Source organism: Corallincola platygyrae, assembly GCF_039544265.1.
Lineage (GTDB): Bacteria > Pseudomonadota > Gammaproteobacteria > Enterobacterales > Neiellaceae > Corallincola > Corallincola platygyrae.
The window spans coordinates 268,512-285,633 of the sequence record NZ_BAABLI010000017.1 but is presented as its reverse complement, the minus strand read 5'-3'; the positions used below and the strand labels follow the sequence as shown (position 1 = coordinate 285,633).

Genomic DNA, 17,122 nt, shown 5'->3' with positions numbered 1-17,122 from the left:
ACAGTAAAAGAAAGCCCCATAAAGGGGCTTTCTTCTTTCGGGGTATTGCTAACAGCTAGTTCTCCTCACTCGGCCAGCAAAAGCAACAATCAAAATTCCCAATCCAAGTAACCATGATGGTGGCGTTGGGATCATAGCGCGTGTAACAACCCGCACCCAATCACCCGGCTCTTTTACTCGAGAGTTTAGAGTGAACAAATTACCGGCAACAGAATAACTGTCGTTGCGCTCAAGGCCGCGTAGCCAGAAGGATGCAGGATAACTGGTTCCGCCAGCACCCAGCAGCTCACTGGATGCTGCTTCCAACTTACCGTTTCTATCTGACATCACGCCGATGATCTTGCCATCGAACCACCAATCTACACTGAGGCTGGCAAACAATCGCCCTTCGGTGTTAAGAAATATCATGTGGCTGTTGACGTCCCCACCCAGGATCTCACCGCCATCAACTTCAAGCGGAGCAGCAAGCGAAACGCCCTGCTTTTCATCAAATCCCAGCATTTCGCATGATTGTTCAGGTGAAAACGCGGTACACATAATAGAGTCATCATCGATGACAGCAGGCGCATCAATCAAGCGTCCTCCATCACTCACACCGATAATCGCTGCTAAAGCAGAGGAAGCAAATAGAGTTGCAAATCCTGCAACAAGCCACTTTAACTGAATCATGGCGCTATCCTTATCTATCTACCCATAAATAAGTATAGACTAAAATTATTAACCATAATAAATACGGGGTTATTTGGTTTTCTCCATGCAAACCTGATAGCAGTGACAATCAACCAGATGGTCATTAACCATACCTACCGCCTGCATAAAGGCATAACATATGGTGCTGCCAACAAAATTGAAGCCTATTTGCTTTAACGCCCTGGACATCGCATCTGACTCTGGGCTGGTTGCGGGGACCTGCTCCATTGAATGCCACTGATTAACTTTCTGTGAACCACCGACAAATGACCAGAGAAATTCACTAAAGCTTCCCTGCTCTTGCTGATAGTTAAGAAAGGCTCTGGCATTTTTGATGATCGATTGCACTTTGAGACGGTTCCGAACAATGCCCTTATCCTGCATCAGCGCCTCAATTTTTTCATCGTCATACAGCGCGATAAGCTCTGGATTAAAGTTGTCATAAGCGCGACGATAACCCTCTAACTTGCGCAATATCGTTATCCACGCCAGTCCTGCTTGTTGACCATCCAAGCAGAGTTTTTCGAATAATTCCCGGTCATCATAAACGGGCCGCCCCCAAACCTTATCGTGGTAATTCACATACAAGGGATCGGTTCCTGGCCAGGGACAGCGAGTTTTGTTGTCACACATCACGAAACATCCTTTAGCTACGGCGTTTAGGCGTCAAATTAGCCTACATTCTGTCGCTTGCAAACGGTATACTTGGCGGATTTTCTGTCAATCGACCGTCAGCGATATCGCTGCAGGACCATCATGCAAAAGTTCGATGTAAAGACTTTCCAGGGTCTAATCCTAGCGCTGCAGGATTTCTGGGCACGCCAAGGCTGCGTCATTGTGCAACCACTCGATATGGAAGTGGGTGCCGGCACCTTTCATCCAATGACCTTTCTACGCTCATTGGGGCCAGAGCCAAACAACGCTGCCTACGTGCAGCCAAGCCGTCGCCCTACCGATGGTCGCTACGGCGAAAACCCTAACCGTTTGCAGCACTACTACCAATTTCAGGTGGTACTTAAGCCATCGCCACCAAACATTCAGGAGCTGTACCTGGAGATGCTGAACATGCTCGGCATCGATACACAGGTGCACGACATCCGCTTTGTGGAAGATAACTGGGAATCGCCGACCCTTGGCGCCTGGGGCCTAGGTTGGGAAGTGTGGCTGAATGGCATGGAGGTTACTCAGTTTACATACTTCCAGCAGGTTGGCGGTTTGGAGTGTAAGCCCGTCACTGGTGAGATCACTTTGGGTATCGAGCGACTGGCGATGTATATCCAGGATGTCGATTCTGTGTATGACCTGGTATGGGCTGATGGCCCTATGGGTAAAGTAACCTATGGCGACGTGTTCCACCAGAATGAAGTTGAGCAATCTACCTACAACTTTGAACACGCCGACGTACCCGCTTTGTTTGCTCTGTTCGACCAGTGCGAGAAAGAGAGCGCTGAGCTGATCGAAGCTGGTCTACCATTGCCAGCCTACGAGAAAGTGGTTAAAGCTTCCCACGCATTCAACATGTTGGATGCACGCCATGCGATCTCAGTAACCGAACGCCAACGCTATATTTTGCGTGTTCGCACGCTGGCGAAAGCTTGCGCAGAAACCTATTACAACGCCCGCGAAGCCCTCGGCTTCCCCATGTGTAAAGCACAGGAGGCCAAATGAGCACACAAAACCTGCTGATTGAAATTGGCACCGAAGAACTGCCGCCAAAATCACTTAAGAAACTCGCGATTGCATTTGCAGATAACGTGCAGGAAGGCTTGGAAAAAGCAGAACTGGCATTTGAGAACGTCAGTTGGATGGCCTCCCCCCGTCGATTGGCCGTTCGTGTCACAGCACTGAGTGATGCACAGCAAGACAAAGTTGTAGAGAAACGTGGTCCTTCAGTAAAAGCAGCGTTTGACGCCGATGGTAATCCAACCAAAGCAGCCGAAGGTTGGGCTCGCGGGAATGGGATCACTGTTGAACAGGCTGAACGCCTTGAAACGGACAAGGGTGCCTGGCTGTTACATAGAGCTGAAGTAAAAGGCCAAAAAGTTGATGCCCTGCTGCCAGGGATCACGACGGAAGCCCTGGCCAAACTACCGATTCCAAAACCCATGCGTTGGGGCTGTTCAGATGCGACCTTTATTCGTCCTGTACACACCATCACTCTGCTGTACGGTGGTGAGCTGATTGATGCCACGATCCTGGATATTCAATCTAATCGTGTTGTTCAGGGTCACCGTTTTCACGGTGAAGCTGCTGTCACGTTGGATCATGCTGATAGCTATGAGCAGGTGCTCGAAGAGCAAGGCTTTGTTATCGCCGACTTTGCTCGTCGTCGCGAGATGATCAAAGAGCAGGTTGAAGCAGTTGCAGCACAGGAAGGTGGCGTAGCAGCAATTGATGAAGACCTTCTTGACGAAGTAACCGGATTGGTCGAGTGGCCTGTCACTCTGGTTGGTGGGTTTGAAGAGAAGTTCCTGGAAGTCCCAGCGGAAGCTCTTATCTACACCATGAAGGACAACCAAAAGTACTTCCCAGTGCTAAGCAAAGATGGCGAGCTGATGAACCGCTTTGTCTTTGTTAGCAACATTGCCAGCAAGCAGCCTGAAGCAGTTGTTGAAGGTAATGAAAAGGTTGTACGCCCGCGCCTGGCGGACGCAGAGTTTTTCTTTAATACAGACAGAAAAACAACACTGGCTGACCGCATAGCAAGCCTAGACAACGTTCTCTTCCAAAAGCAGTTGGGTACACTTAAAGAGAAGTCCGAGCGCATCGCTTCGCTGTCTGGTGCTATCGCACAAAAGATTGGCGCAGACAGTTCACTGGCTACCCGTGCAGGTCTGTTATCCAAGACGGATCTGATGACAGAGATGGTGATGGAGTTCCCTGATGTTCAGGGCGTCATGGGCATGTACTATGCACGCTACGATGGCGAAAACGATGCCGTTGCCACAGCCCTGAACGAGCAGTACATGCCACGATTTGCCGGTGATGCATTGCCACAAGGTGATATTGGTGCCGTCGTGGCTATCGCTGACAAGCTGGACACGCTGGTTGGTATCTTTGGTATTGGTCAAACACCAAAGGGCGACAAAGACCCATTTGCGCTTCGTCGCGCTGCACTGGGTCTGTTACGTATTATCGTTGAGAAGCAGCTACCTCTTGATCTTGTTGAACTGGCAGAAATAGCTAAAGCACAGTTTGGCGACAAACTGACCAACGACAGTGTTGTTTCTGATGTGTTTGAGTTTGTACAAGGCCGTTTCCGCTCCTGGTACCAGGATCAGGGCTACCCGGTAGATGTAATCCAAGCGGTTCTGGCGCGTAAACCAAGCAAACCAGCCGACTTTGACGCCCGAGTTAAAGCAGTGGAATCCTTCCGCAAACTTCCTCAAGCAGCAGCTCTGGCTGCGGCTAACAAGCGCGTGGGTAACATCCTTGCCAAGCAGGAAACCGAAGTCAGTAGCTCTATCAACCTTTCCTTGTTGGCAGAAGAGCAGGAAAAGGCGCTGGCCAATGCTGTAGCTCATCAGCAGGAAGCATTAGCACCAATGTTTGCAGACAATAATTACACTGCAGCGCTGGAACAGTTGGCCGCTTTGCAGCCTGAAGTTGATGCCTTCTTCGATGGCGTAATGGTAATGGCAGATGATCTTGCGGTTCGAAACAACCGCTTGGCACTGTTACTTCAATTACGTCAGATGTTCCTCGAGATCGCAGATATAGGTCTTTTGCAGTCATAGTTGAATAATTTCCAGCTGGTTGTAATTTAAACAAAAGGCGGTTAACTGAGAGGTTAATCGCCTTTTTGCCTTATTTCATGGGGCTTCCAGCCTATCCAACTGAAAAAATTTGCAGTTCATCAACTTTCCAAGCCGACGATTTTGTTATAAAAATCCAGCTCCTTAATCAACTGGATTTCTGACCCCATCAGGAACCTAGCAAGGACGTCTAGACACAATCGGATATATCCAAAAGAAAAATATAGGGAATGGCTATGTTTAAGAAACTATTACTCGTAACTCTGGCAGCTGCTGCTCTGGCAACAGGTTGTTCAGGCGGCGGTTCAAGCGGCAGCGGCAAACGTGACCTGAGCGAATTCATGTACCTGCGTGGTGTATTCACTTGGTGGGATGCAGAGCCAGAATTCCAACTGAAAAAAGCTGACAAGCCAGACGTATACTTTGCTTCAGCTGAATTGGTAGCCGACGGCCAGCCTTACGACTTCAAATTTGCTGACGCAGGTTGGAGCGCAGGCAGCAACTGTGGCTTCAAAGGTAAAGAAGACGAAGTTGTTGAAGTTGGTAAGCGTGTTAAATCTAACTGCTCTTCAGCTTTCGAGAACTTCAAGTTCACTCCACCTGAAACTGCAGTATATGACTTCTTCATCGATGTTTCTGGTGAAGTACCAGAAGTTTACATCGAAAAGCAGTAAAATCGGGTAACATACCTCGAGATAACGCCAGCCAATAGGCTGGCGTTTTTGTATCAGCGTCATATATGTAAGCGGTTTAGGATTTTCTTATGCACGGTAAGCACACTCTCAACTTAGTTGCTGGCGCCGTTATGCTGGCAAGCCTTTCAGGCTGCGGCAGTAACGATGTTGCCGAACACTCGCCCGGCCCACTCAATACGCCAATTTATCTCTACTACCCTGGCGGCGCCGGTTGGCAAATGGACCAGAAGTTGAAGCATATTGGTGACGGTGTTTACCGGGCTGAAATGACTTTGGGCAAAGGCCAGTTTCAATTTCGAATCGCAGACAGTGGTTTCACCTGCGGTACCAACTTTGCTGCGATTGACAGCACGCGTTTAAAACTCAATCAAAGTACAAAGCTAAATAGCTGCAACTCTAAGCAAAATTTCCAGCTTAAAGTTTTCCGCTCAGGTAAATATGAAATTCTGTTAGATCCAGCTGCCGAGTCAATTCAAATTTCGTTGGTTGTTCCTCCAGAGGAAAAAGCGGCCGCTCAGACCGCCTCAGCGCCACAACAGTGCGAAGCTTGGGATGGAGGTGACGTTACTGTTGCAGTGGGTGATACATTCGCTGAGGGCAGCCTGGTGCGTGATTTCTACTCGGGTGCCACAGCAACCGTTATTGGTGGAAATGTGACGCTGACACCAGCCCAAGAAAGTGAGGGCTTACTTCTGCTGGAACCAGCAGAAAAAGAGGTTTCTGACGAATTTAGTTGGGATAACGCTACCGTTTACTTTGTTCTTACTGACCGCTTTGAAAACGGCGATCCCAGCAACGATAACAGCTATGGCCGCCAAAAAGATGGCAAAGACGAGATCGGCACCTTCCATGGTGGCGACTTAAAAGGCCTCACAGCCAAACTGGACTATCTGGATGAATTAGGTGTTAACGCAATCTGGCTATCAGCCCCATACGAGCAGATCCATGGCTGGGTCGGAGGTGGTATTCGTGGTGACTTCAAACACTACGCCTATCATGGCTACTATGTTCTCGACTACACCAAGGTTGATGCCAACATGGGTACCGAGGAAGAGTTCCGCACCTTTGTAGACGAAGCACACAAGCGTGGTATCCGTGTTGTAATGGACATAGTGATGAACCACACCGGTTATGCAACGCTCGGTGACATGCAGGAGTTCAAGTTTGGTGCTTTCCAGGAATTTGAACAGCCACTGCAAGAAATTATTGGTGTCGAGAGCTGGAACGACTGGGAGCCAGGCCCCGGCGAAACCTATCACAGCTTTAACAACCTGGTAGATTACGGCAACCCTATCTGGACCGAGAACTGGTGGGGACGTGATTGGATTCGTACAGATATCGCCGGACATAAGAAGCCCGGGCGCAACGACAGAACTATGATGCTGGCCTACCTGCCAGACTTCATCACTGAGTCAACACAGGCAGTTGATCTCCCCCCTATTCTGGCGAACAAACCCGACACCAAGGCAAAACCGATTGAAGGATCCACGGTGCGTCAGTACCTGATTACCTGGCTGACGGATTGGGTGCGCGAGTACGGCGTCGATGGCTTCCGTGTTGATACCGCCAAACACGTTGAGATGGAAGCCTGGGCCGAACTAAAAGTTGAGGCAACAAAGGCATTGGCCGAGTGGAAAGCAGCGAACCCAGACAAGGCAATCGACGATAAGCCGTTCTGGATGACAGGTGAGGTTTGGGGACATGGCGTCAACAAATCCAACTACTTCACTGAAGGCGGATTCGATTCGATCATTAACTTCCGCTACCAGAACGATGGTGCGTTACAGGGTATGGAGTGCTTCAGTAAGTCTGAAGAGGTTTACAACAACTACGCGGCTAAGATTAACAGTGATGACAGCTTTAACGTACTCACCTATCTGTCTAGCCACGATACTAAGTTGTTCTATAACCGTAACGCCAAAGATAACGTAGCGGACTATAAGCAAGTGGCTGCGCCGTTCTTGTTACTACCAGGCGGCGTTCAAATCTTCTATGGTGACGAATCAGCGCGTCCATTTGGTCCTACAGGTTCTGACAAACATCAGGGTACACGTTCAGATATGAACTGGGCTGACATTGCTGAAGGCGGTGATGCCGAACGTGCCGACTTACATAAGCATTGGCAAAAGCTGGCGCAGTTCCGTCGTAAGCACAATGCTATTGCAGCAGGTCAGCACCAGAAACTCAGCGAGTCTCCTTACGCATTTAGCCGTACACTTGGCGAAGATAAAGTTATGGTAGTGTTTGGTGGTAAGCCGATGTAACACCCTGAACGTTAGACTATAAAAAGCAGCTTTCGGGCTGCTTTTTTTTGCGAAGAATTTAGTAAATGACAAGGTTTGGGATACCCTAGCTACCCTAGAAGAAAATCGACCTAATGGTTGTCGGCCTTTTGCTGGCTTATGCTTGGTTACTCAGTAGCTAGTTACTTAGCGGCTTAGTTTTTAACTTGCTCACTTAGCGTTTAGTGCCTAGATTGATGCCCTTCGAGATCATGGCACTCTTCTATATTGGGCGGGCGCTTCCAGTTGATTCTGTTGCCATAATTACAGATATGAGCGCAGCCTCCACCAATGTGTTCACCCAAGCCTTTATTAAAGCAATAGACATAGCAATCATCTATTGGGTTGCAGCGCGAAGCCAATTTCTCAATAACACACAAATGCTGGGCATCAGCTACCACCGTCTCTTTGATTTCATAGTTACAAGTACCGTCTAATCTCTGTCTCATCTCCAGCAAATCATCTCTATATGACGAGTCGGCCAAAACGGCTGCTATGGAAAAAAGAGAGATCACAATGAGAAGTGACCGAAAGAGAACCTTCACGCGAGCTGTTTTCAAGGTTACATCCACCCGATGTATCAAGAGGGAGTGTTATACATACTATGAAATCAGGGACGTCATTCAAACGCTCAACGGAAATCAAGTTATATCAACCAGAGAACCACACACATAGAAGTCAGTATACCTCTTTGGACATCATTAATGTTTGCGCATAAAAAAAGCGGCCTTTTAGAGGCCGCTTTTTCACTTTGGTTGATGCTAACTACACGTCGAGGTTAGCAACCTTCAATGCGTTGGTTTCGATAAACTCACGACGGGGTTCAACCTGGTCACCCATCAGGGTAGAGAACAGCTGATCCGCGCCGATCGCATCTTCAATCGTTACCTGCAACATACGGCGAACTTCAGGATCCATAGTAGTTTCCCAAAGCTGGTCAGGGTTCATTTCTCCCAAACCTTTATATCGCTGAATGTATTGGCCACGCTTAGATTCCGCCATAAGCCAATTTAGCGCTTCTTCAAAACTGCCAACGCTCTTCTTACGCTCGCCACGTACAACGTAACCGCCCTCTTCTATCAGGCCATTAACTTCAGTCGCCAAATCAGCGAGAACTTTGTAGTCGCTGCCATGGAAGAAGTCATAACCCAGTTCGTAACGGTATTCGACGCCATGATGACGTACATTGAACACAGGGAAGAACAGGCTTCTTTCATCATCGTGTGCGACTTCACCAGTAAACTGAGTAGCACCAGCACCCGATTCTTGCAGTGAGGTAAGAATACCCTGCAGCCAGTTTTCAACATTGGCTTTGTCAGCAAGCGCTTCAACAGACAACGCCGGCGCATAGATGAGTTGGTTCATCAAACCTTCGTTGTAGCGACGCGCTAATCGCTCTACTGTCACCATACCTTTCTGATACAAGCGAACGATGCTTTCCAAACCCACGCCTGTAATCGCAGGAGAGTCTGCATTTACATGCAACGCTGCGTTATCAATTGCCAACGTAGTCAGGTACTCATTCAGCACATCATCATCTTTGATGTAACGTTCTTGCTTACCTTTCTTCACTTTATAAAGTGGCGGCTGAGCAATATAGATATGACCACGCTCAATCAACTCAGGCATCTGACGATAGAAGAAGGTCAACAGCAGTGTACGAATGTGGCTACCGTCGACGTCGGCATCGGTCATGATAATAATATTGTGATAACGCAGCTTATCTGGGTTGTACTCATCACGGCCGATACCACAACCCATCGCAGTAATAAGGGTTGCCACCTCTTGAGATGAAAGCATCTTATCGAAACGCGCTTTTTCTACGTTAAGGATCTTACCTTTCAGCGGCAGAATCGCCTGATTCTTACGGTTACGCCCCTGCTTCGCTGAACCACCCGCAGAATCACCCTCCACAATATAGAGTTCAGAAAGCGCAGGATCTTTCTCTTGGCAATCGGCCAACTTCCCAGGCAAACCGGCTAAATCCAAGGCGCCTTTACGGCGCGTCATTTCACGCGCTTTACGAGCAGCTTCGCGGGCACGCGCGGCGTCAACAATCTTCATCACGATAGTTTTCGCATCGCCAGGTTTTTCCAGCAGGTATTCACCCAGCTTCTCACCCATGGCCTGCTCTACTGCCGTCTTCACTTCTGAAGACACCAGTTTATCTTTCGTTTGAGAAGAGAATTTAGGGTCAGGCACTTTAACGGAGATAACTGCGGTCAAACCTTCACGCGCATCATCACCAGTAGCAGAAGACTTCATCTTTTTATTGAGGCCTTCTTTCTCCATGAAGTTATTCAAAGTACGGGTAAGCGCAGCTCGGAATCCAGCTAGGTGTGTACCACCATCTCGCTGAGGAATGTTGTTAGTGAAGCAGTATATATTTTCTTGGAATCCATCATTCCACTGCATCGCAACTTCTACCGCAGTGCCGTCTTCGCGCTCACTCGTGAAGTGGAAAACATCCTGGTGAATAGGTGTTTTGTTTTGATTCAAGAACTGAACAAACGCCTGAATACCACCTTCATACATGAAGTGGTCACTCTTATCGTCACGTTCATCAACCAGTTTGATTGATACACCTGAGTTTAGGAATGACAGTTCGCGAAGGCGTTTGGCCAAAATATCGTAGTGGAAATTGATGTCAGTGAATATTTGGTCACTTGGCCAGAACCGGATAGTTGTACCCGTACTGTCGGTATCACCAATTGAGGTTAATGGCGCTTTTGGCTCACCGAGATGGTATTCCTGCTCATGCACTTTGCCGTGGCGACGAATCGTTAATTCCAATTTATCTGACAAAGCGTTTACTACCGATACACCTACACCGTGTAGACCACCAGACACCTTGTAAGAGTTATCATCAAACTTACCGCCAGCGTGCAGAACCGTCATGATAACCTGAGCTGCAGAAACGCCCTCTTCTTCGTGAATATCGGTAGGAATACCACGGCCGTCATCACTAACAGACACAGAACCATCAGCATGGATGGTAACGATAATGTCGCTACAGTGGCCGGCCAATGCTTCGTCGATAGAATTATCAACAACCTCAAATACCATGTGATGCAAGCCGGTACCGTCATCAGTATCACCGATGTACATACCCGGACGTTTTCTTACTGCATCAAGCCCTTTTAAAACTTTAATACTTGAGGAGTTGTAGCTAGTCTCAGACATAGTGCTCTCAATCATTATTATTGGTGGTGTTATCACCCTTGATTTGCCAAGGTGTGATGTACCCTTGTTCCACGTGGAACACTCGATCAGATTCTTCAAGTTGTTCAGAAATCGCTTCTACATTAATAAGCGATATCAACACTTGAGAACCCAAGGTTCGAAGCTGTTCCAATACTCTTTGGCGATTAGTGCCATCAAGCTCAGATTCAATATCATCCAGAAGAAAGACTGGCTTAAGGCCCCGCCATTCGAACAGGTGCTTTGCTTGCGCCAGTTTAAGACAACAAACCAGTAACTTTAATTGTCCACGAGAACAGATACTCTCTGCCGCTTGTCCGTTTACACGGATATGAAAATTGGCGCGATGTGGACCTGACTGCGTATGGCCATATTTCTGGTCCCGCTCTATATCTCGAGAGAGAACATCAGCCAACGTTTCGCTCTGGTTCCATCCTGGATGAAAGGAGAATTTTACCTCATATTCGGGGAAAAATGCTTGTGCTAGCGTCGAAAAATAGGGCAGAAGTTTGTCAATATATCTTTGTCTTAAAAGGTTGAGTTCATGCGCCACACTCGAGAACTCTTTGTCCCATGGCTGCAACTCTCTATGCGACACCCTGCGTTTAAGCAAACTATTCCTTTGAACCAACAACCTTTGACATCTTCGCCACAGATTATGGAAGGAGTGTTCCACGTGAAACACTCCCCAATCGATATACTTTCTTCTTTCCTTGCTTCCGCCTGAAAGCAAACTGAAGGACTCTGGACTCAGAATTTGGGTGGGTAATAATGCGGACAATTGCGATAAAGTTGAGACGTTCTCGCCATCCACTTTTGCACTAAAACCGCCGGACCTTTCACGCATCAATCCGATCTTAGTAACGCCCTCTTCTTCAGACTGACGTTCCAAAAATACAGTCAAAGCTGACTCGCTGCTGGAGATCACTTTGTTTAGATCTGAGGTTCTGAAAGATCGGCCAGCATGAATTATATAAAGCGCTTCCAATAGAGAGGTTTTGCCAGCGCCATTTTCACCGAAGAAGAAATTAAAAGTGGGCCCCAGTTGCAGGCCCACTTTCTTTAGATTTCGAAGATTAGATATTTGAAGGCGAGTGATGGACATCAATTACAAACGCATAGGCATCACAACATACATCGCCTGATCTGTCGCTGCGTCTTCAATCAGGGCACTGCTGTTTGCATCGGCCAGCGTAATTTTTATCTGCTCGCCACCAATCACATTTAATACATCAAGCAGGTAGCTGACGTTGAAGCCCATCTCAAGAGATTGGTCCTGATAGTCAATTTCAACTACCTCTTCTGCTTCTTCCTGTTCGGGGTTGTTGGCGGTAATTTTTAGCTCGCTAGGATCGATGTTAAATCGAACACCACGGAATTTTTCGTTGGAGAGAATAGCCGCACGCGCAAGTGCATCCCGAATCGTCGCGCGATCTGCAATAACAATTTTGTCGCCACCGCGAGGTAAAACACGCTGATAGTCTGGGAACTTGCCATCGACCAACTTACAGGTAAATGTAAATCCGTCGACTGTTGCACGCAGATGATTTTCACCAATTTGCAATGTGATGGTTTGGTCTTCTGTACCGATTAAACGTTGCAGCTCCAACACGCCTTTTCGAGGAACGATGCATTGCAAAGGCATACCTTCCGACAAGTTCGCTTCCACCGTGGCGAGTGCAAGACGATGTCCATCCGTTGCGACGGAACGGAGAACGGTGCCATCCAAGTCAAACAACATGCCATTTAGGTAATATCGTACATCCTGGTTAGCCATTGAAAAACTGGTGCTATCCATCAACTTCTTTAAAGACAGTTGTGGCAAACTCACTTCGCAGATACTGGTCCAAGCTTCGATATTTGGAAACTCAGCGGCAGGTAAGGTAGCCAAGTTAAATCGAGAGCGACCGGAACGAACCACCAAACGATCGCCTTGCTCTGTTAATTCGATATCTGCGCCTTCTGGTAAGCTCTTACAAATATCGAGGAATTTCTTTGCTGGCACTGTCGTGCTTCCTGGCTGGGTAACCAGCTGTGCAGGAAAACGAGCGACCAACTCAACTTCCAGATCCGTGCCTGTTAATGCTATCCCCTGCTCGTCCACATTAATCAATACATTGGCCAGTACGGGTAACGTTTGTCGACGCTCGACGGCGCCAGATACCAACTGCAAAGGCCGAAGAAGTTGTTCGCGATTCACCGAAAGCTTCATCACTTCACCTTACTAATTTTTATTATCCAGAATCTGCTTATGAAGAAAGGGTACGGATCAAGTTTGAGTAGTCTTCCTTAATATCGTGACTCTCTTCCCTTAACTGCACTATCTTACGACAAGCATGCAGTACAGTGGTATGGTCGCGACCACCAAATGCGTCACCGATCTCAGGTAAACTATGGTTAGTCAGTTCTTTCGCTAGTGCCATGGCGATCTGTCTGGGACGAGCGACTGAGCGACTGCGACGTTTCGACAAGAGATCTGCGACTTTAATCTTGTAGTACTCAGCAACCGTCTTTTGAATGTTGTCGATGGTGATCAGCTTTTCCTGCAGCGCTAGAAGATCACGCAGCGCTTCTCTGACAAAATCGATGGTAATGGGTCGGCCGGTAAAATTCGCATTAGCGATCACACGGTTTAACGCCCCTTCCAACTCACGTACATTTGAACGTAATCGTTTGGCAATAAAGAAGGCAACTTCGTCAGGCAGGTGAATTGCATTCTCCTGTGCCTTGCGCATCAAGATGGCGACACGGGTTTCTAATTCTGGTGGATCGATAGCGACAGTCAGACCCCAACCAAAACGCGACTTAAGTCGGTCCTCTACCCCATCAATCTCTTTTGGATAACGATCACTGGTAAGAATGATCTGGTGATTGCCTTCGAGCAACGCATTAAAGGTATGGAAGAACTCTTCCTGACTTCGGTCTTTATGAGCAAAGAATTGAATATCATCGATCAGCAGCGCATCCACACTGCGGTAATAACGTTTAAACTCTTCAATCGCATTGTTCTGTAGTGCCTTGACCATATCCTGCACAAAACGCTCAGAGTGCATATAGACGATCTTGGCATCCGGTTTCTTATCAACAATGCCATTCCCCACGGCATGTAACAGGTGAGTTTTACCTAAGCCTGTACCGCCATAAAGAAACAGCGGGTTGTACGCACCACCCGGATTATCTGCAACCTGTCTGGCAGCTGCACGTGCCAACTGGTTCGATTTACCTTCTACAAAATTGTCAAAGGTGTAGTTCAGGTTGATATTACTTCGTTGTCCGGCGGGTTTAACTTCTTCCGCCGTAGCAGGAGGCGCCGAAACTTCTGCTGCACTACTCGCAGTCGTGTTTGGCTTCAGTGCAGGCTTTTCTTTACTGGAGTTATCCACAGCCGCAGGTTTCGGCATGGTTCCGACATCTAAAACCAACTTGACTTGGTTATCACCAGTCACCTGCTCAATGGTTTGATTCATACGCAGCAAATAGTTGTCGCGCACCCAATCCAATACAAATCGGTTAGGGGCGAACAAGGTCAAACGGTCTGACGTAACTTGGGCTTGTAATGGACGGATCCAGGTGTTGAATTGCTGGACCGGTAACTCGTCCTTAAGTACCGACAGGCACTGTTCCCAAAGGTTGCTGGGCACGAAAAACTCCTTATCCCGACAATAAAACATTGTCAGGGTATAAAACCTAGAATAGTTATTATTCAATGTGGGGCGACCGGGGAAGACCGACTACTTTTCTCTCTGTAGCTCTTTTCACGTCGCCGCGTAATGGATCCCTATTATGGATCGAAATAGCAGGATCAGCCTAGATCGATCTGATCTAATAACGCATGGGTTATAAGATCTATCTATCTGTTTTTTATTGACAAACAGGAACTGTTAGGATCCTGTCCACAGGTTATACATATACATTTATTATGCCACGGATCTGACAAAGATCCTTTTTGATCGAAGAAAAATATGTTTTGACTTCACTACCCTGACGGTCTAAAATTCGCCCTCTTTTTTTGGGTGCTGGTCAAAATTTAACTTTAACCAACATCTTTTATTAGTAACTGTTAACCGGCGGATTAGCTATGAAACGTACATTTCAACCGAGCGTACTGAAGCGCAAGCGCAGTCACGGCTTCCGTGCACGTATGGCCACTAAAAACGGTCGCGCTGTACTGGCTCGTCGTCGTGCCAAGGGTCGTGCTCGTCTGAGTGCTTAACCCGCCAATCGTGGCAACGCACGCATTCGGTCGGGAGTTACGTCTGTTAACTCCCGCCCAATTTCAATCTGTATTCGCGAAACCTATTCGCGCAAGCTCCCCACAACTCACTCTCCTTGCTCGCCATAATCAGCTGGAACATCCCAGGCTGGGTCTTACTGTTGCAAAAAAGCATGTCAAACGGGCCGTAGGTCGCAATCGCATTAAACGTCATATGCGAGAATACTTTCGCCTGCACCAAGCTGAACTGCTCAACATAGATATCGTGGTAATAGCAAAAAAAGGGATCGGCGAGCTCACCGATAAAGAACTGCGCGCATTAATTGCCCGACTATGCAAACTATTAAACAAGCGTTGCAAGCAGCGCTGATATTGTTGATCAGGGGCTACCAGATTATCATTAGCCCCCTGTTGGGACCACGCTGTCGATTTCATCCCACCTGCTCTGAATACAGCATTCAAGCAATTAAGGTGCACGGAATAGTAAAAGGCAGCCAGTTGGCCATTCGCCGTATCGCTCGATGTCATCCTGGAAACCCAGGCGGGGTCGATCCGGTACCACCAAAAGTTGACGATAAATAAGCTGATAACACAATGGAATCACAACGCAATTTACTGCTTATCGGGTTTCTGCTGGTTAGCTTTCTGCTGTATCAACAGTGGGTAGCTTATACTCAGCCGGAGCCAACTCCGGTTGAAACCGCACTGACCACCCCAAGTGACACAGATGCATTGCCGCAAGCCAGCCAGGCTGGTGAAGGCGGTATTCCTGAAGTCACAACAGCGGCACCAAAATCCGAAGCCCCTGCTGTTCAAACGTTAGCTCCGGCCAACCGACTGGTCACCGTGACCACTGATAAACTCAAAGTCACCATCGACACTCTTGGCGGCGACGTGGTCCATTCTGACCTGCTTGAGTTCCCATTGACGCTGGATTCCGACGAACCGTTTACGCTCCTGGAGCAAACATCTCAGACACGCTACACCGCCCAAAGCGGTTTAACTGGGATAGACACTCGAGAAAGCCGTCCTCTCTATTCAGCTGCTCAAGCTGAATATATGCTCGCCGACGGTGAAGAAGTTCTCGCAGTGCCACTGAGCTATCAACGTGATGACGGCGTTATGGTTGCCAAGGTGTTCAAATTCCATCGTGGTAAACATTCTGTAGACGTAGAATTCCGCATCCATAATGGCAGCAGCCAACCTGTCACGACTCAGCTTTGGGCGCAGTTGCGTCAGACCATGGCTGGCGAAAGTGGCTCAATGATGATGCCGACTTACCGTGGTGCAGCATACTCGACCGCTGATTCTCGCTACGAAAAGTACAGTTTCGAAGATATGACCGACAAGCGTCTGAACAAACAGACCCAAGGTGGTTGGATCGCGATGCTGGAGCACTACTTTGTTAGCGCCTGGGTGCCCGGAGCCGAAGACAACAACGAGATCTACAGCGCGACTAGCAGCGGCCAGGGCATTATTGGTTATCTGGCACCCGCAACCACTATCGCAGCGGGTGCAGACCAAACCCTCAGCTCAGTACTTTATATGGGCCCTAAAGACCAGGCCGCACTAAAATTGCTCTCAGAGACCCTCAACCTGGTTGTTGATTATGGTTTCCTATGGATGTTGGCACTGCCTCTGCACTGGTTGTTGACCTTCTTCCAAAGCTGGGTAGTTAACTGGGGCCTGGCAATTATCCTGATTACCATCACGGTAAAAGGCGGCATGTATCGCCTGACCAAAGCTCAATTCACTTCTATGGCGAAGATGCGCAAACTGCAGCCTAAACTGACTGCACTGCGTGAACGTTACGGTGATGATCGCCAAAAGATGTCTCAGGCAATGATGGAGATGTACAAGAAGGAGAAGGTGAACCCAATGGGTGGCTGTCTGCCTATCCTAATCCAAATGCCAATCTTCATCGCCTTGTACTGGGTACTATTGGAAAGTTATGAACTACGTCAGGCACCCTTCTTCCTCTGGATCGATGACCTGTCAGTGAAAGACCCCTACTATGTACTGCCATTACTGATGGGTGGTTCCATGTGGCTGATGCAGAAGATGTCACCCACAACCATCACGGATCCAACACAGCAAAAAGTAATGCAGTTTATGCCTGTTATCTTTACTGTAATGTTCCTATGGTTCCCGTCAGGTCTGGTACTGTACTGGTTTGTGTCCAACCTGATCTCCATTGCCCAGCAGTGGTATATCTACCGCCAAATGGATAAACAGGAAGCAAAAGCTTAGCTTCTACAAGCAAGACAATGATAAAAGGGGCAACCA

General features: G+C 48.0%; 14 protein-coding genes. 8 read left to right on the top strand and 6 right to left on the bottom strand.

Features of this window, described 5'->3' with window-relative positions:
• Positions 1–48: 48 nt before the first annotated feature.
• Together ABEA14_RS15920 and ABEA14_RS15915 are read right to left on the bottom strand one after the other, a co-directional pair.
• Positions 49–669, bottom strand: a complete 621-nt coding sequence (locus tag ABEA14_RS15920; protein ID WP_345341278.1) for a hypothetical protein — start codon at positions 667–669, stop codon at positions 49–51.
• Positions 670–738: 69 nt separating this feature from the next.
• The gene (locus ABEA14_RS15915) at positions 739–1,323 is read right to left on the bottom strand and encodes a DNA-3-methyladenine glycosylase I (RefSeq protein WP_345341276.1); all 585 of its coding nucleotides are present in this window, start codon (positions 1,321–1,323) and stop codon (positions 739–741) included.
• A 123-nt stretch (positions 1,324–1,446) separates the two neighbouring features.
• Here ABEA14_RS15915 and glyQ point away from each other — a divergent pair, with 123 nt between their 5' ends.
• The 4 genes from glyQ (at position 1,447) to ABEA14_RS15895 (ending at position 7,404) form a co-directional block, all read left to right on the top strand.
• The gene (gene glyQ, locus ABEA14_RS15910; protein WP_345341274.1) at positions 1,447–2,358 is read left to right on the top strand and encodes a glycine--tRNA ligase subunit alpha; all 912 of its coding nucleotides are present in this window, start codon (positions 1,447–1,449) and stop codon (positions 2,356–2,358) included.
• The gene (gene glyS, locus ABEA14_RS15905) at positions 2,355–4,427 is read left to right on the top strand and encodes a glycine--tRNA ligase subunit beta (protein WP_345341272.1); all 2,073 of its coding nucleotides are present in this window, start codon (positions 2,355–2,357) and stop codon (positions 4,425–4,427) included. Before glyQ ends, glyS begins: the two co-directional genes overlap by 4 nt.
• Before the next feature lie 254 nt (positions 4,428–4,681).
• Complete coding sequence (locus tag ABEA14_RS15900; RefSeq protein ID WP_345341270.1) at positions 4,682–5,119, top strand: early set domain-containing protein; 438 nt, start codon at positions 4,682–4,684, stop codon at positions 5,117–5,119.
• Between the two features lie 89 nt (positions 5,120–5,208).
• Positions 5,209–7,404: an alpha-amylase gene (locus tag ABEA14_RS15895; protein ID WP_345341268.1), complete on the top strand. Its 2,196-nt coding sequence runs from the start codon at positions 5,209–5,211 to the stop codon at positions 7,402–7,404.
• 783 nt (positions 7,405–8,187) lie between these two features.
• On the opposite strand, the gene gyrB is transcribed toward ABEA14_RS15895, so the two are convergent.
• The 4 genes from gyrB to dnaA are packed head-to-tail and all read right to left on the bottom strand — an operon-like array spanning position 8,188 to position 14,294.
• Entirely contained in the window at positions 8,188–10,605 is a 2,418-nt protein-coding gene (gene gyrB, locus ABEA14_RS15890) for a DNA topoisomerase (ATP-hydrolyzing) subunit B (protein ID WP_345341266.1), read from the bottom strand.
• A gap of 7 nt (positions 10,606–10,612) precedes the next feature.
• Positions 10,613–11,728 (bottom strand): DNA replication/repair protein RecF, encoded by a 1,116-nt coding sequence (gene recF / locus ABEA14_RS15885; RefSeq protein WP_345341264.1) that lies wholly within the window; start codon positions 11,726–11,728, stop codon positions 10,613–10,615.
• Positions 11,729–11,731: 3 nt separating this feature from the next.
• On the bottom strand, positions 11,732–12,835 hold the full coding sequence (gene dnaN / locus ABEA14_RS15880; protein ID WP_345341262.1) for a DNA polymerase III subunit beta: 1,104 nt from the start codon (positions 12,833–12,835) through the stop codon (positions 11,732–11,734).
• Positions 12,836–12,872: 37 nt separating this feature from the next.
• A complete protein-coding gene (gene dnaA / locus ABEA14_RS15875) occupies positions 12,873–14,294 on the bottom strand; it encodes a chromosomal replication initiator protein DnaA (protein WP_377776217.1) in 1,422 nt (473 codons plus the stop codon).
• A 407-nt stretch (positions 14,295–14,701) separates the two neighbouring features.
• On the opposite strand from dnaA, the gene rpmH reads away from it, so the two are divergent.
• From rpmH to yidC, 4 genes are read left to right on the top strand one after another with little or no spacing between them, the layout of a single operon-like run.
• Positions 14,702–14,836: a 50S ribosomal protein L34 gene (gene rpmH, locus ABEA14_RS15870; protein ID WP_105051306.1), complete on the top strand. Its 135-nt coding sequence runs from the start codon at positions 14,702–14,704 to the stop codon at positions 14,834–14,836.
• Positions 14,837–14,846: 10 nt separating this feature from the next.
• Positions 14,847–15,206 carry a ribonuclease P protein component gene (gene rnpA / locus ABEA14_RS15865; protein ID WP_345341255.1) on the top strand — a complete coding sequence of 120 codons (360 nt, stop codon included), beginning with the start codon at positions 14,847–14,849 and terminating at the stop codon, positions 15,204–15,206.
• Positions 15,170–15,418 (top strand): membrane protein insertion efficiency factor YidD, encoded by a 249-nt coding sequence (gene yidD, locus ABEA14_RS15860; RefSeq protein WP_345341253.1) that lies wholly within the window; start codon positions 15,170–15,172, stop codon positions 15,416–15,418. The genes rnpA and yidD overlap by 37 nt, the downstream gene beginning before the upstream one ends.
• A 12-nt stretch (positions 15,419–15,430) precedes the next feature.
• The gene (yidC, locus tag ABEA14_RS15855; RefSeq protein WP_345341251.1) at positions 15,431–17,086 is read left to right on the top strand and encodes a membrane protein insertase YidC; all 1,656 of its coding nucleotides are present in this window, start codon (positions 15,431–15,433) and stop codon (positions 17,084–17,086) included.
• Positions 17,087–17,122 lie beyond the last annotated feature (36 nt).

Excerpts from the sequence above, each read along its gene's own strand:
- ABEA14_RS15920 (WP_345341278.1), bottom strand. The coding sequence starts at position 669 with ATGATTCAGTTAAAGTGGCTTGTTGCAGGATTTGCAACTCTATTTGCT.
- ABEA14_RS15915 (WP_345341276.1), bottom strand. The coding sequence starts at position 1,323 with ATGTGTGACAACAAAACTCGCTGTCCCTGGCCAGGAACCGATCCCTTG.
- glyQ (WP_345341274.1), top strand. The coding sequence starts at position 1,447 with ATGCAAAAGTTCGATGTAAAGACTTTCCAGGGTCTAATCCTAGCGCTG.
- glyS (WP_345341272.1), top strand. The coding sequence starts at position 2,355 with ATGAGCACACAAAACCTGCTGATTGAAATTGGCACCGAAGAACTGCCG.
- ABEA14_RS15900 (WP_345341270.1), top strand. The coding sequence starts at position 4,682 with ATGTTTAAGAAACTATTACTCGTAACTCTGGCAGCTGCTGCTCTGGCA.
- ABEA14_RS15895 (WP_345341268.1), top strand. The coding sequence starts at position 5,209 with ATGCACGGTAAGCACACTCTCAACTTAGTTGCTGGCGCCGTTATGCTG.
- gyrB (WP_345341266.1), bottom strand. The coding sequence starts at position 10,605 with ATGTCTGAGACTAGCTACAACTCCTCAAGTATTAAAGTTTTAAAAGGG.
- recF (WP_345341264.1), bottom strand. The coding sequence starts at position 11,728 with ATGTCCATCACTCGCCTTCAAATATCTAATCTTCGAAATCTAAAGAAA.
- dnaN (WP_345341262.1), bottom strand. The coding sequence starts at position 12,835 with ATGAAGCTTTCGGTGAATCGCGAACAACTTCTTCGGCCTTTGCAGTTG.
- dnaA (WP_377776217.1), bottom strand. The coding sequence starts at position 14,294 with ATGTTTTATTGTCGGGATAAGGAGTTTTTCGTGCCCAGCAACCTTTGG.
- rpmH (WP_105051306.1), top strand. The coding sequence starts at position 14,702 with ATGAAACGTACATTTCAACCGAGCGTACTGAAGCGCAAGCGCAGTCAC.
- yidD (WP_345341253.1), top strand. The coding sequence starts at position 15,170 with ATGCAAACTATTAAACAAGCGTTGCAAGCAGCGCTGATATTGTTGATC.
- yidC (WP_345341251.1), top strand. The coding sequence starts at position 15,431 with ATGGAATCACAACGCAATTTACTGCTTATCGGGTTTCTGCTGGTTAGC.